14 protein-coding genes are annotated in these 12,869 nt (G+C 73.3%); 4 read left to right on the top strand and 10 right to left on the bottom strand.

Annotation, left to right across the window (positions count from 1 at the left end; genetic code table 11):
• Nucleotides 1-29 precede the first annotated feature (29 nt).
• Nucleotides 30-1,211 carry an MFS transporter gene (locus ABD998_RS09890; RefSeq protein WP_345438600.1) on the top strand — a complete coding sequence of 394 codons (1,182 nt, stop codon included), beginning with the start codon at nucleotides 30-32 and terminating at the stop codon, nucleotides 1,209-1,211.
• Here the strand turns inward: ABD998_RS09890 and ABD998_RS09895 are convergent.
• From ABD998_RS09895 to ABD998_RS09915, 5 genes are all read right to left on the bottom strand, one after another.
• Nucleotides 1,166-2,032 carry a DUF1295 domain-containing protein gene (locus tag ABD998_RS09895; RefSeq protein WP_345438602.1) on the bottom strand — a complete coding sequence of 289 codons (867 nt, stop codon included), beginning with the start codon at nucleotides 2,030-2,032 and terminating at the stop codon, nucleotides 1,166-1,168. The two genes, ABD998_RS09890 and ABD998_RS09895, sit on opposite strands and share 46 nt — an antisense overlap.
• Nucleotides 2,033-2,043: 11 nt before the next feature.
• On the bottom strand, nucleotides 2,044-3,810 hold the full coding sequence (locus ABD998_RS09900; RefSeq protein WP_345438605.1) for an AMP-dependent synthetase/ligase: 1,767 nt from the start codon (nucleotides 3,808-3,810) through the stop codon (nucleotides 2,044-2,046).
• Between the two features lie 106 nt (nucleotides 3,811-3,916).
• Entirely contained in the window at nucleotides 3,917-5,308 is a 1,392-nt protein-coding gene (locus ABD998_RS09905; RefSeq protein WP_345438606.1) for a serine/threonine-protein kinase, read from the bottom strand.
• Nucleotides 5,308-5,571, bottom strand: a complete 264-nt coding sequence (locus ABD998_RS09910) for a DUF6458 family protein (RefSeq protein WP_345438607.1) — start codon at nucleotides 5,569-5,571, stop codon at nucleotides 5,308-5,310. Before ABD998_RS09910 ends, ABD998_RS09905 begins: the two co-directional genes overlap by 1 nt.
• Nucleotides 5,572-5,713: 142 nt before the next feature.
• Complete coding sequence (locus ABD998_RS09915; protein ID WP_345438608.1) at nucleotides 5,714-6,481, bottom strand: DeoR/GlpR family DNA-binding transcription regulator; 768 nt, start codon at nucleotides 6,479-6,481, stop codon at nucleotides 5,714-5,716.
• A gap of 36 nt (nucleotides 6,482-6,517) precedes the next feature.
• Between ABD998_RS09915 and ABD998_RS09920 the strand changes: the two genes are divergently transcribed.
• Nucleotides 6,518-6,886: a DUF4406 domain-containing protein gene (locus ABD998_RS09920; protein WP_345438610.1), complete on the top strand. Its 369-nt coding sequence runs from the start codon at nucleotides 6,518-6,520 to the stop codon at nucleotides 6,884-6,886.
• Between the two features lie 82 nt (nucleotides 6,887-6,968).
• On the opposite strand, the gene ABD998_RS09925 is transcribed toward ABD998_RS09920, so the two are convergent.
• Complete coding sequence (locus ABD998_RS09925; RefSeq protein ID WP_345438612.1) at nucleotides 6,969-7,889, bottom strand: aldo/keto reductase; 921 nt, start codon at nucleotides 7,887-7,889, stop codon at nucleotides 6,969-6,971.
• A gap of 179 nt (nucleotides 7,890-8,068) precedes the next feature.
• Between ABD998_RS09925 and ABD998_RS09930 the strand changes: the two genes are divergently transcribed.
• Both ABD998_RS09930 and ABD998_RS09935 read left to right on the top strand, forming a co-directional pair.
• Entirely contained in the window at nucleotides 8,069-9,337 is a 1,269-nt protein-coding gene (locus tag ABD998_RS09930) for an ammonium transporter (RefSeq protein ID WP_345438614.1), read from the top strand.
• Nucleotides 9,338-9,403: 66 nt separating this feature from the next.
• Nucleotides 9,404-9,982: a hypothetical protein gene (locus ABD998_RS09935; RefSeq protein ID WP_345438617.1), complete on the top strand. Its 579-nt coding sequence runs from the start codon at nucleotides 9,404-9,406 to the stop codon at nucleotides 9,980-9,982.
• Nucleotides 9,983-9,989: 7 nt separating this feature from the next.
• On the opposite strand, the gene ABD998_RS09940 is transcribed toward ABD998_RS09935, so the two are convergent.
• From ABD998_RS09940 to ABD998_RS09955, 4 genes are read right to left on the bottom strand one after another with little or no spacing between them, the layout of a single operon-like run.
• Nucleotides 9,990-10,193, bottom strand: coding sequence for a ferredoxin (locus ABD998_RS09940; RefSeq protein ID WP_345438620.1), 204 nt, complete (start codon nucleotides 10,191-10,193; stop codon nucleotides 9,990-9,992).
• Entirely contained in the window at nucleotides 10,190-11,371 is a 1,182-nt protein-coding gene (locus ABD998_RS09945; RefSeq protein WP_345438622.1) for an NADH-ubiquinone oxidoreductase-F iron-sulfur binding region domain-containing protein, read from the bottom strand. Before ABD998_RS09945 ends, ABD998_RS09940 begins: the two co-directional genes overlap by 4 nt.
• The gene (locus tag ABD998_RS09950) at nucleotides 11,368-11,955 is read right to left on the bottom strand and encodes a ferric reductase-like transmembrane domain-containing protein (protein WP_345438624.1); all 588 of its coding nucleotides are present in this window, start codon (nucleotides 11,953-11,955) and stop codon (nucleotides 11,368-11,370) included. Before ABD998_RS09950 ends, ABD998_RS09945 begins: the two co-directional genes overlap by 4 nt.
• Nucleotides 11,948-12,868 (bottom strand): FAD:protein FMN transferase, encoded by a 921-nt coding sequence (locus tag ABD998_RS09955; protein WP_345438626.1) that lies wholly within the window; start codon nucleotides 12,866-12,868, stop codon nucleotides 11,948-11,950. The genes ABD998_RS09950 and ABD998_RS09955 overlap by 8 nt, the downstream gene beginning before the upstream one ends.
• Between the last annotated feature and the right edge of the window lies 1 nt (nucleotide 12,869).

Consider the following 12,869-nt stretch of genomic DNA (forward strand, 5'->3'; position numbering starts at 1 on the left):
ATGTTGTAACGCCTGTTACAGTCCAGAACGTGACAGAGATACGCGGCATCGCACCGCTCTACCTCGCCGGGTTCACCACCGCGTTCGGAGCGCACGGCGTGGCATCCGTCCTGGGTGGGGAGAGCGACGACATCGGCCTCTCGCTGCTCGGGCTCGGCCTCGCGCTCGCGCTGTACGACGTCGCCGAGGTCGTGCTCAAGCCGCTCTTCGGTGCTCTGAGCGACCGCATCGGAGCGAAGCCGGTCATCGTCGGCGGTCTTGCGGCGTTCGCGGCCGCCTCCCTGCTCGCGATCCTCGACCCCACGCCGCTCGTGCTGGCGCTCGTGCGCCTCGGGCAGGGCGCCGCCGCGGCGGCCTTCTCGCCCGCGTCCTCGTCGGCCGTCGCCCGCATGGCCGGGGCCGAACGGCTCGGTCGCTCCTTCGGGCGATACGGGGCATGGAAGAGCCTCGGCTACGTCGCAGGGCCTCTGCTCGGCGTGCTCCTCGTGCAGGCCTTCGGGATGGCCGCGCTGTACCTCGCCCTCGGAGCGCTCGCCGCCGCGGCAGCCGTCTGGACGGTGCTCGCGATGCCGTCGCTGCCCGTGCTGCCGCGCACGCGCTCCACCCTCTCCGACCTCTTCCGGCAGACGACGGAACGCGGCTTCCTGCTCCCGACGCTCTCCCTCGCCATGACGACGGCCGTGCTCGGCGTCGCGGTGGGGTTCCTCCCGCTCCTCGCCTCGCGGCTGGGGATGCCCCCGCTCGCGGGGGCGGCGGCGGTCGCCGTCCTCGCGGTCGTGTCGACGGCCATCCAGCCCGCCGTCGGCCGGCGGCATGACGCCGGTCGGCTGTCGACGCGCGCGGGGAGCACGGCAGGGCTCGCGCTCGCCGCAGCGGCGCTCGTGCTCCTCGCCGTCGTGCCCCACGCCGTGACGCTGTTCGCGGCGGCAATCGCGTTCGGCGCGATGACCGGGGTCGTGACCCCGCTCGCGTTCGCGCATCTCGCCGCGAACACGCCGGCCGAGCGGATGGGCCGCACGATGGGGAGTGCGGAGCTCGGACGCGAAGTGGGCGACGCGGGCGGACCGCTTCTCGTCGGAGCCCTCGCGAGCGTGTGGACGCTGCCGGCCGCCCTCGCCGTGCTCGCCGGCGCGAGCGCGCTCGCGGCGATCGGCGGATGGTCGGGCTACCGGGAGAAGCCGGGGACGAGCACGGGAGTGCGGCGCCGGTAGTCGGCATACTCCGGATCGTCGCCCCACCGCGCCTCGGCGCGCTTCTCGAGCAGCGGGATCCCGCTCACCCTCGTGAGCAGGAGGAAGACGAACACGGGCGACAGCAGCCCGATCCACTGCCATCCGACGGCGACGGGGAGTGCGGCCAGCGCGACCCCGAACCAGACGAGGATCTCGCCGAGATAGTTCGGGTGCCTCGACACCGACCACAGACCCGAGCGGATGAAGCGGCCCGCGTTCGCCGGATCGCGGCGGAAGGCCGCCTTCTGCGCGTCGGCCGTCGCCTCGGCGGCGAACCCGACGAGCCAGACCGCGACGCCCGCGACGAGCCATCCGTCCACGCCGTCGCCTCCCGCACCGATGCCGATCCACGCCGCGGACGCGGTGACCGACACCCACAGCCCCTGCATCGTCCAGACCCGGAGGAAGCGCAGCGGCGAGGTCCTGATCTCATCGAAGCGCCCGTCCGATCCGTCACGGCGCACACGCGCGAAGAGGAACGCGCCGAGCCGCGCGGCCCAGACGACGACCATCGCGGCGATGACGACGGCGCGCGCGCCGATTCCCGTGAGGAGGAGCACGACGAGCGTCACGCCGATGAAGGTGAGGCTGCCGGTGAGGTCGAAGAAGCGCTCCGTCCGCAGCGCGGCGGCCGGGATGAAGGCGGCGAACTGCACGGCGAACGCGAGGACGACGGCGAGGGCGAAGACGGGAACACCGCCGACGGATGGTCCGTCGACGCTGCCGGCGGCGGCGAGGCCGGCGCCGAGCACGAGGGCGACGAGAACGGTGACGAGGGAGGCGCGCGAGGCGGAGGACATGATCGGCTCTCTCAGAGGTACAGGCGGTCGATGGTGTCGGACGCCCGCTGCAGCAGGGCGCGACGGCGGATCTTCAGGGTCGGGGTGACCAGCTCGCGGTCGTCGGGCTCGGCGTAGGCGAGCGCGAATCGCCGCACCCGCTCGCTGCGCGCGACCCGGGCGTTCGCCGCGGTGACCACCGGCTCCAGGAGGGCGCGGATCGCGGGATCGTCGTCGAGCGGGCGCGGGTCGCGCACATCGTGCACGCGGGCGACCGCCTCGCGGTCGAGGAGCAGCATCGCGGTGAGGTACGGCCGGTCGTCCCCGACGGTCACGGCGTAGGCGACGAGCGGTGACGACTCCACCTCCCTCTCCCACCGCGCAGGCGACACGGTCTTCCCCTGCGAGGTCGTCACGACGTCCTTCGTGCGTCCTTCCAGGATGAGCCGGCCGGCGTCGTCGAGGCGTCCGAGGTCGCCCGTGCGGAACCAGCCGTCGACGAAGGCGTCCGCGTCGTCGCGGGGATCGCGGTAGCCCGAGAAGACGCCGACGCCGCGCGCCAGCACCTCGCCGTCATCGGCGATGCGCACGGCGGAGCCCGGCAGCGGCACGCCCACCGTTCCCGATCGGATGGCTCCCGGGAGGTTGCCCGTCAGCGGCGCCGTGGTCTCGGTCAGCCCGTATCCCTCGACGACGGGCACGCCCATCCCCCGGAAGAGGAGGGACGTGCGCGTCGGGAGCGGCGCGCCGCCCGACAGGATGTAGCGGATGCGCCCGCCCAGCAGCGCGCGCACGCGGCGGAAGAAGACCGCGTCGTGCACGCGCGTCCGGGCCGCCGCGACGGGCGCCCATGTGCCACGGGCACCCGCCTCCCTGGCCTCGCGTCGTGAGCCCGCCGCGACCGCCGTGCGCACGGCGTCGTCCCACACGCGCGAGAGGCCCGCCGTCGCCGCCTTCTGCGCGGCGGCCTCGGCGATCTTCTCCAGCACGCGCGGCACGACGACGAGGAACGTCGGCCGCAGCGAGGGCAGCGCGGCGATGACCTCGGAGGGGGCGGAGAGGTGCGCGATGCGCATGCCGCTCGCGAGGCAGATGAGCTGCAGCCCGCGGGCCAGGACATGTGCGAGCGGGAGGAAGATGACCGTGCTGCCGTCGGAGCGCACGATGTCGCGGTAGGCGGCCGCGATGTTGAGGACCTGCCCCAGGAAGTTGGCGTGCGTGAGCACCGCTCCGCGAGGTGCGCCCGAGGTGCCGGAGGTGTAGACGATCGTCGCAGGCGTATCAGGACCGGCCGTCGTCCTCCGCGCCTCGAGGTCGAGGTCGTCGACGCCCTCGCCGAGTGCTGCGAGGCGGTCGAGGTCGTCGTCGAGCGACCACACGCCCAGCGGCAGTGTGCACGACTCGAGGAGCGCCCGGGAGCGGTCGTCGCCGCTGAACGCGGCGCGGACCCCGGCGTCGTGCAGGATCTCCGCCACCTGCTCGGGCGACGACGAGTCGTAGACGGGCACGACGACCCCGCCCGCGAACCACACGGCGAGGTCGGCCACCGCCCATCCGTAGCGGGTCGGCGACATGATCGCGACCGCGTCGCCTGCGCCGACTCCCTGCGCGATGAGGCCCTTGGCGGCGGCGCGCACCGTGTCGGCGAACTCCGTGGTCGAGACGCGACGCCAGCCGCCGTCCTCCGGCACGTCAAACGCGGCGTGATCCGGAGCGGCCCGTTCGCGACGGACCAGGAGGTCGGTGACGTTGCGGTGACCCGAGTGGTCGGCGGCGAAAGGGGTGGCGGTCTCCCTCATGTGGACGGCGGGCTCCTCGATCGTCGATGGGCGCGCGGATGACCGCGCTCCCGTGATTCGGAGCGCACGCGAGATCGGATGGGCTCCGTCCCGGGCCGTGGTCGGCTCAGCCCTTTCCGCCGCCGTTCGAGCCGTTCCCGTTGCCGTTCGAGCCGTTCCCGTTGCCGTTGTTCCCGTTCCCGTTCCCGTTGTTCCCGTTCCCGTTGTTCCCGTTCCCGTTCCCGCCGTTCGAGCCGTTGCCCTGGCCGGGATCGGCGGACGGCTCTCGCGCGGTGCTCGGGGCGACCTCCTCGACGACGGCGGGCGCCGTGCCGCTGTCGACGACGGCAGTACCGGGCGCGGAGGGATCGGCGGCGGGGCCCGCCTCGCGCACGAGCATGCCCGCGTGGCGCGGCGCGGTCGCTGTCGGCGCCTCGCCGCCGGGCGAGACGCCGATGGCAGGCAGGACGACGCCGATGGCGAGGAGGAGCGCGCACAGCGCCACGGCGACGACGGCCGCCGACCACTGCGCGCGACGTCGCCGGGCGGGAGCGAGAGCGGCGTGCGGGGCGGTGCCGGACGCAGGGTTCCCGCTCGGCGCGGGCGCGTCGACGGTGTACGGCTCGGTCGGATGGTCGGCGATCGCTGCCGACGCCGCGGCCATCCCGTCGTCGTCGCGCAGGGCGCGGGCTCGGATAGCCACCTGCGCCGCCGTGGGGCGGTCGGCGGGGTCGTGAGCGGTCATCTCGACGAGCAGGGAGCGCCATCCGACGCTCAGCCCTGCGGGGATGCGAGGTGTCGATGCGACACGAGACGCGAGCATCTCCTGGGGCGTGCCGCCGCCGAACGGGTGGCGCCCGGACAGACACTCCATGAGCATGAGCCCGAGCGCGTAGATGTCGGCGGGAGGGGCCGGTGCCTCCCCGCGGACCTGCTCCGGCGCGAGGTAGGCCGCGGTTCCGATCGTCGTGCCGGGCGTCGTCACCCGCGTGGAGTCGAGAAGATACGCGATCCCGAAGTCGGCGAGCGTCGCCGATGCGGCGCCGCCGGGGAGGACGGAGGGGCGCAGCAGCACGTTCGACGGCTTGAGATCGCGATGGACGATGCCGGCCGCGTGCACGACCGCGAGAGCGTCGGCCAGTGCCGCCGCCGTGTCGGAGATCTCGCGAGCGGGGATCGGGCCGTCGGCCATCCGCTCCCGCAGCGTCGGTCCGTCGATGAACTCCATGACGAGGTACGGATGGTCGTCGCCGTCGACGCGCGCGTCGTACAGAGTGACGAGAGAGGGGTGGTTGAGGGAGGCGAGCAGGCGCGTCTCGGCGAAGCGGCGCTGTCGCGACTGGTCGTCGTCGTCGAGCACCGGGTGGAAGAGCTTGACGGCGACGTCTCGGTCGAGCAGGCGGTCGCGCGCCCGGTAGACGGCGGCCATCCCGCCCGATCCCACGCGCGCACACAGCTCGTAGCGGCCGTCGAGCGTCTCACCTGTCTCCGGACCGGAGACGAGACCGGAGGCGGGCATCAGACGACGGCGTCGCCGTCGTCTGTCGTCCGGCGCGTCGTGATCTGCTCGCCGCTGGCGGGGTCGACCGAGGTGCGCGAGGTCGAGACGCTGCTGCGTCGGCGGAGGACGAGAACGAGGCTGATGAGGAACACGACGGCGCCGGCCGCCATGAGGATGTAGCCGATCAGCTGCAGGTCGATCGCGCCGCCCAGGTCGACGTTGATCGCGAACGCGATGATGGCGCCGATCGCGATGAGGGCGATGCCGGTTCCGATGCCCATGGTCGTGCTCCTTCCGAAAGGACCCGGCACCGCATCCGCCTCGGGTCGGGGCGGTGTGCCGGACCCCTCCACTTCTACTGAGGCCGCGGGCCCCCTGTCGCCCGCTTGACACGGGGAGCACAGCCCGGTAGCCGGTGCGGCGCTATGCGCGGATGACGCGGACGCGCTGCGAGATCGCGTCGAGTGCGCTGCTCTCCTCCGCGTCCGTCACGACGCCCGTGACGCCGGAGAGCGGCAGAACCTGGAACGGCGACGCCGCTCCGATCTTCTCCGAGCTCGCGAGCACGAAGGTCTCGGCGCTGCGCCTCGCGAACGTCCGCTTCACGACGGCCTCGTCGGAGTCGCCGGTCGTCAGGCCGAAGTCGGCGCTGACGCCGGTCACGCCCATGAGGAACAAGTCGGCGTTGATCTGCGAGGCCGCCTCGACCGCGGCCGCGCCCGACGCGACGGCCGAGTGCCGGAACAGGCGGCCGCCGATGAGCACGACCTCGATGCCCGTCTTCGGCAGCAGCTCGACGGCCACCGTGGGGCTGTGGGTCACGACCGTCGCGGCGAGGTCGTCGGGGAGCGACCTCGCCACGCGCAGCGCGGTCGTGCCGCCGTCGAGGACGAACGTCATGCCCGGCCGGACGAGCCCCGCGGCGGCCTCGGCGACGCGCGACTTCCCCGCGGTGTTGAGCGAACCGCGCTCCTCGTACGTCGCCTGCGCCGCCGGCACGGGGAGCGCTCCGCCGTAGACCCGTCGGCAGAGCCCTGCGGCGGCGAGCTCGCGCAGGTCGCGGCGGATGGTGTCCTCCGAGACGCCCAGGTCGCGTGCGGCCTCCTTCGCGAGAACCTTCCCGTCGGAAGCGATCGCGGAGAGCAGATGCTCCTTGCGCTCCGCCGTCAAGGACCGTTCCTGTTCTTGCATGTTCCTATCCTACATCGCGTGATAACGTGCAGAACCATGCACAACTCGATGTTCATTCTTATCGCCGGTCCTTATCGCTCCGGCACGGGCGACGACCCGCGGCTGATGGCCGACAACCTGCGCCGACTCGAGGCGGCCGCCTGGCCCCTCTTTCGCGCAGGACACCTGCCGATGATCGGGGAGTGGGTCGCCCTCCCCGTGCTCGCGAGCGCGGGAAGTGGCTTTTTCGAGCCTCTCGCCGAGGAGGTCGTGTACCCCGCGGCGCACCGTCTGCTCGAGCGCGCCGACGCCGTCCTGCGGCTGCCGGGGGAGTCGCGGGGCGCCGATCAGGATGTCGCGATCGCGCGCGAGCGGGGTCTGCCCGTCTACCTCGATCTCGCCGAGGTTCCGGGCGTCGTCGTCTGAAGGTGCGGCTGCTTCGTGCACGTTTCTGCACGAAGTGGCCCGCTCGCGCTCGCCGGTATCGCGCCAACCGGCCGGCACGTGCTCAGTCGTCGATCGTCGACGGCGGCGTGCCGAGCGCGGCGAGCTCGGGCCAGAAGTCCTCGGGCACGGCCGTGCGGTACAGCGCCACGAGCTCGTCGATGCGCTCGACGCGGCCGACGCCGACGACCGTGGAATGGACCCCAGGGTGCCGCAGCGAGAAGTGCAGGGCGACCGCCGCGAGGGGGAGAGCCCACTCCGCGCAGAGCTCGCGCAGCCGCGACACCCACGCGAGCAGCTCGGCCGGGGCCTCGCGGTAGGCATACGACGTGCCCGTGCCCGCCAGAAGCCCGCCGCCGAACGGAGCGGCGTTGAAGACGCCCATGCCCCGCTCGCCGGCTTCGGCGATGAGCGCCTCGGCGCTGCGGTCGACGAGCGTGCACCGGTTGTGGGTGAGCACGGCGTCGAATGCGCCCGTGCGCACGTACGCGGTCTCGAGGCTGAGCTCGCCCACCGCGATGCCGATCGCGCCGACGAGTCCCTGCTCACGCAGCTCGATCATCCCCTGCACGGCGCCGCCGGGTGCCGTGGCCTCCTCGAACGTCACCGCCCACGGGTCGTGCAGGTGGAGGAGCGGCAGCCGCTCGAGGCCGAGCTTCGCGGTGCTCTCCTCGAAGGAGCGCCAGACCCGGTCGCGGTCGAACCTGCCGTCGGCGCCCACGTCGGCCTTCGTGACGACGGCATGGCCCGCCGTGACGCCGCCGCGGGCGCGGAGGGCCGCGCCGAGCGCCGACTCGCTCGCTCCGTCGGCGTAGTTGTTCGAGGTGTCGACGACGGCGAACGGGCTCGCGAGCATGGCCTCGGCGAGCTCCAGAGGATCGGCCGGCGAGCGCTCCGGGTTGCCGAGCGACGACGCGCCCAGCGTGATCGGGCTCACCTCCAGCCCCGTGCGGGCGAGCGGACGCGGGTCGATCGGCGCGGTCATGGGGCCTCCATCGGTCTCGGACGTCCCTCCATCCTGCCCTGCGACACGCGATGTTCACACGAACCGGGGGGATCGAAACGCGGTGGAAACATCCAGCCCGTCCGCGGGAAACGCGGCGGCGGAATACTGGGCGCACCCGACGCTCGTCCTGCGTCCACCCAGAGAGGCTCTCTTCCCCGATGGATCAAGGAAACACAGCTTTCATCCTGATCGCCGCGGCGCTCGTGCTGCTGATGACGCCCGGCCTGGCGTTCTTCTACGGCGGTCTCGTCAAGGCCAAGAGCGTCATCAGCATGATGATGCTCAGCTTCGGCGCCATGGGGCTCATCGGCGTCCTGTGGGTGCTCTACGGCTACGCGATCGCCTTCCCCGCAGCGGAGGGCACGGTCGCGCCGTGGAACATCGACTGGACGGCGCTCGGCCTCACCAGCCTGCTCGAGACGCCTGAGGATGCGGCCTTCCCGCCGCTCGCGTTCGTCGCGTTCCAGGCCACGTTCGCCATCATCACCGTCGCGCTCGTCTCCGGCGCCATCGCCGACCGGGCCAAGTTCGGCTCGTGGATGCTCTTCGCCGGTCTGTGGGCCACGATCGTCTACTTCCCCGTCGCGAGCTGGGTGTTCAACTTCGGCCTCGCCGAGGACGGCTCGTTCGCGTACGGGGGATGGATCACCCACGGTCTGCAGGACGTCTTCGGCGTCGGCGCGATCGACTTCGCGGGCGGCACGGCCGTGCACATCAACGCGGGTGCCGCCGCCCTCGCCCTCGCCCTGGTCCTCGGCAAGCGCGTCGGCTTCCAGAAGGGCGTCCACGTCCCGCACAACCCGCCGTTCGTGCTGCTGGGCGCGGGTCTGCTGTGGTTCGGATGGTTCGGCTTCAACGCCGGCTCCGAGCTCGCCGCCGACGGCACCGCGGCCCTCGCGTTCGTCAACACGATCGCCGCTCCCGCCGCCGCCCTCCTCGCCTGGCTCGTCGTGGAGAAGCTCAAGGACGGCAAGGCCACCTCGGTCGGCGCGGCCTCTGGTGCCGTCGCCGGTCTCGTCGCCATCACCCCGGCCTGCGCGTCGCTGCAGCCGATCTGGGCCATCCTGCTCGGCATCATCGCCGGCGCCGTCTGCGCGCTCGCGATCGACCTGAAGTTCAAGTGGGGCTTCGACGACTCGCTCGACGTCGTGGGCATCCACCTCGTCGGCGGCCTCATCGGCACGCTCTACCTCGGCTTCTTCGCGAACGGCACGGGCCTCTTCATGGGCGGTGGGGCGAACCAGCTCATCGTCCAGGCGATCGCGGCCGTCGCGGTGCTCGTGTACTCGTTCGTGCTGGCCTACATCATCGGCTTCGCGATCGAGAAGACGATCGGCTTCCGCGTGAAGAACGAGGACGAGGTCGCCGGCATCGACACGATCGTCCACGGCGAAGAGGGCTACGTCCTCACCGACGCCCGGGCCTGATCGATCTGCCTCAGGAGGCGTGCCGGGCGTGAGCCCGGCACGCCTCCTCCGTTCCGGAAGGCCCCCATGAGCCCCCTCCCTCGTGTGCTCCCCCTCCGCGACCAGCCGGGTCAGCGGCTCCTCTCCGGCATCGGCGCGGTGCGCGATGTGCAGGTCGAGACGGCGCCCGGCGAGCGTCTGCTCTGGATGCTGCAGATCGTCGAGCTCCGCAGTGCCGAGGGAGCGGCATCGGCCCCGGCAGGTACCCGGCAGCTCGTGGCGGGACTGTCGGGGCCGCAGCTGTCGATCCGCAAGCCGCAGGGGCTCGTCCCGCTGCGACGCGATCGCGCGAGCGAGCTGGAGACGTCCGCCGTGCTCATGCGGCGGCCGTCGTCGCGGCCGTCGGGCGCGAGCCGGATGCTGCTCCTCAGCTACGACGCCGCGGAGGCCGCGCCGTCGCTCGCGTTCCACGGCCTGGATGGCGAGCACGCCTTCGCGGGGGGCACCCGCGTGCTCATCGCGCTGGAGGGCGAGCTGAGCGTCGACGGACAGGGCGTGCCGCCGCTGTCGGCGGCTGTGCTGGACCCCGAGCATCCCGTCGCCGTGCGGGCGCACGGCGCGCGGTTCATCGCCGTGAGGGTGACGCAGCCCGTCGGCGTGCGCTGAGAGCGGGTCAGCCGCGCACCGTGAGCGCGAGGCGAGGACAGAGCGCCGCGGCATCGCGCGCGTCGCGCACCCTGGCGCGCGGCACCTCGACGTCGGAGCCGCCTGCGCCCTCGGGGTACCCCCAGTCGTCCGGGCGCAGCACGCCGGCGAGGAGCTCCGTGCATCCCCCGCGCCCACGGCACGCGGTCCAGTCGATGTGCAGCGTCGTCATGCCGCCACCCCCTCGCGCGCCAGGCATCGGCCGTGCGCGTGGGCATCCGCATCCGCCGAGAACACGGCGAGCGCGCTGCGGAGCATCCGCACCGTCCCGTCGGGGTGATGGCAGGCGCCCCGCCCGTCGACGAGACCGGCGACACGGTGCAGCTCGCCGCGGACGTCCTGCCCTGCCAGCAGCAGCCGGAGCAGCTCGGCGAGCCGGGGGAGCCCGTTCGCGCACGGACCGCACTGCCGTGTGGATGCCGCCGCGAGCACGGCGAGGATGTCGCCCGTCGCCTGCAGGCCGCAGCGGCCGTCGGGGAGGACATGGAGGACGCCCGCCCCGGGGCTGGCGTCGTGACGCGCGAGGCCGTCGGGTGAGAGCGCCGCGTCGAGCGCCGCCGGCTCGAGCCATGCACCGTGGAAGCCGCCGACGAGCACGGGCCGGTCGTCCGGCTCGCCTGCCGCGCGCAGGACGGTGCGGATGGCGGTGCCTCCCGCGACCTCGCGGACGACGGGGGAGCGCGTGCCGCTCACGGTGACGAGGCGCGTGCCGGGATCGCCCGGTGCGCCGACCAGGCGATGCCAGTCGGCACCGTACCGGGCGATGAGGGCGATGTGCGCGAGGGTCTCGACGTTCTGCACGAGCGTGGGTGCGCGGCGCAGCCCTCGCTCGGACAGCCGCACGACGCGATCGGCCGGAACGGCCATCCGCCCGTCGAGCCCGGCGACCAGTGCCGACGCCTCGCCGCCCGTGAACCCTCCCCGGGCGGGGGCGACGAGGATGGCGAATGCGTCGTCGCGCTCGGCGAGCGCCGCGCGCACGGCGGGTGCGGCCCGCTCGTCGACCACGAGCCGGAGGTCCTTCGCTCCGAGCGCGGCGGCGCACAGCAGGATCCCGTCGACGACGAGATGCGGAGACCGCGCGAGCAGCGTCGCGTCCTTCGCGCTCAGGGCCTCGCCCTCCGAGCCGTTCGCGACGACGGCGGGTGCGCCGCCGCCGGCGGACGCTCGCGCCACGGCGGCGAGCTTGCGGTGCACGGGGAAGCCCGCACCGCCGCGCCCCGTCAGCGCGGACGCCTCGAGCTCGCGGAGCAGGTCGTCGAGCGGGAGCGTGCGGAATGCGCCGAACGTCGAGCGGTGGGCCGCGAACGACGGGTCGGGAGCGGCGAGCAGCCGGGCGGGAGCGTTCATGACGAAGCCTCCTGGGGGATGAGCGCGACGGGGCGGACTCCCCGCCCCGCAAGGGAGGGCCGCGAGAAGCGGCGGCTGAGGCGCCAGGCGACCGACGCCGCGACGGCGAGGACGCATACGCCGACGAGCGCGAGGAACCACGCCTCGCCCGCGTCGCTGCCGGCGCCGATCGCGTGGGCGACGGCGAAGGGCCACAGCAGGTAGGTGCCCCAGTGGACGAAGCGGAACGCCTTGACGCCGACGCGGTGCCGCAGAAGGGCGGTCGCGACGACGGCGATGACGATGTCGACGGCGAGCGTGCCGATGCCGAGCCAGACCGGCTCGTAGTCGGCGAGGAACGGGACGACGAGGTCGACCACGGTGAGCTGCGCATAGCTGTCGAACAGAAGGCTCACCATGTGCACGCCGATGAACGCGGTCGCGAGGAGCGCGACGTCGCGGTGGAGTCGCGCGACGCCGAACCGGGGCAGACCCGCCGCAGGGCGGCCCGAGCGCACGACGATGCCGAGCACGATGGCCGCCGTGAAGAGCACGAGACCCACGACGCCCGTGCCGCGGCCGAGGGCCCACATCGCCTCATCCATGGCGCACCTCCTCGCGCAGCACGGGGGTCGGCCAGCCGCCGACCGTGACGACTCGGCCGTCGTGGCGGACGAGCCGGGCGGGTGCGCGGCCGGCGAGCCACGCCGGGGCGCTCTCTCCCAGGACGACCGCCGCGGTGGAGAGCGCGTTCGCGACGAAGCAGCTCTCCGCCGACACCGACACGCTCCGCCAGACGGGCGGCGCCGGCAGACCCGTCCGCGGATCGATGATGTGGTGCATCGGCTCGCCGCCGCGGCGCCACGTCCTGTGCAGCGTGCTCGAGGTCGCGATGCCCGTGCCCGCGGCCATCCGCACCACCTGCTTCGGCTGGCCGGGTCCGTCCTGCGCCGAGATGTGCCATCCCCCGTGGGGCTCCTCCCCGGCCGTCGCGATGTCGCCGCCGAGCGAGACGAGGGCCGACGCCCCCGTCTCCCGGGCGATCTCGCGGGCGACGAGGTCGGCCGCGACGGCTTTCGCGGAGGCGCCGAGGTCAAGCGCGAGGTGACCGGGGACGGTCAGATGCGTTCCCGCGAGGCGCACGCTGCGCCATCCGGGCCGGGTCGTCACGATCGCCTTCACCGGGGCGTCATCGGACTCGACGAAGCGGATGTCGCGGTCGTAGCCCGCGCGGTCGATGCTGTGCCCCAGCGTGGGATCGACGAGCCCGCCGGTGAGGAGCGCGGCGTCGAGACCGCGCTGCACGAGGAGGGCGAGGAGCGAGGACACCTCCACGCCCGCGTGCTGCAGCGGCGCGACGCGGTTGAGCTCGGAGTCGGACCGGAAGCGGCTCGCCGCCTCGTCGATGCGCGCGAGCTGCGCATCCGCGAGGCGGACCGCGTCGTCGAGCACGGACGGGTCGTCGACGACGACGCGCGCCGTCGTCGACCACAGCGGCCACTCCCTCGAGGCGCGCATC

The sequence above is a fragment of the Microbacterium gilvum genome, assembly GCF_039543865.1.
Classification (GTDB): domain Bacteria; phylum Actinomycetota; class Actinomycetes; order Actinomycetales; family Microbacteriaceae; genus Microbacterium; species Microbacterium gilvum.

Coding starts and splice junctions, on each gene's coding strand:
- ABD998_RS09905 (WP_345438606.1), bottom strand. CDS start 5,308: ATGCCCGCCTCCGGTCTCGTCTCCGGTCCGGAGACAGGTGAGACGCTC.
- ABD998_RS09940 (WP_345438620.1), bottom strand. CDS start 10,193: ATGACGACGCTGCACATCGACTGGACCGCGTGCCGTGGGCGCGGGGGA.
- ABD998_RS09910 (WP_345438607.1), bottom strand. CDS start 5,571: ATGGGCATCGGAACCGGCATCGCCCTCATCGCGATCGGCGCCATCATC.
- ABD998_RS09935 (WP_345438617.1), top strand. CDS start 9,404: ATGAGCCCCCTCCCTCGTGTGCTCCCCCTCCGCGACCAGCCGGGTCAG.
- ABD998_RS09945 (WP_345438622.1), bottom strand. CDS start 11,371: ATGAACGCTCCCGCCCGGCTGCTCGCCGCTCCCGACCCGTCGTTCGCG.
- ABD998_RS09895 (WP_345438602.1), bottom strand. CDS start 2,032: ATGTCCTCCGCCTCGCGCGCCTCCCTCGTCACCGTTCTCGTCGCCCTC.
- ABD998_RS09900 (WP_345438605.1), bottom strand. CDS start 3,810: ATGAGGGAGACCGCCACCCCTTTCGCCGCCGACCACTCGGGTCACCGC.
- ABD998_RS09930 (WP_345438614.1), top strand. CDS start 8,069: ATGGATCAAGGAAACACAGCTTTCATCCTGATCGCCGCGGCGCTCGTG.
- ABD998_RS09950 (WP_345438624.1), bottom strand. CDS start 11,955: ATGGATGAGGCGATGTGGGCCCTCGGCCGCGGCACGGGCGTCGTGGGT.
- ABD998_RS09925 (WP_345438612.1), bottom strand. CDS start 7,889: ATGACCGCGCCGATCGACCCGCGTCCGCTCGCCCGCACGGGGCTGGAG.
- ABD998_RS09920 (WP_345438610.1), top strand. CDS start 6,518: ATGCACAACTCGATGTTCATTCTTATCGCCGGTCCTTATCGCTCCGGC.
- ABD998_RS09955 (WP_345438626.1), bottom strand. CDS start 12,868: ATGCGCGCCTCGAGGGAGTGGCCGCTGTGGTCGACGACGGCGCGCGTC.
- ABD998_RS09915 (WP_345438608.1), bottom strand. CDS start 6,481: ATGCAAGAACAGGAACGGTCCTTGACGGCGGAGCGCAAGGAGCATCTG.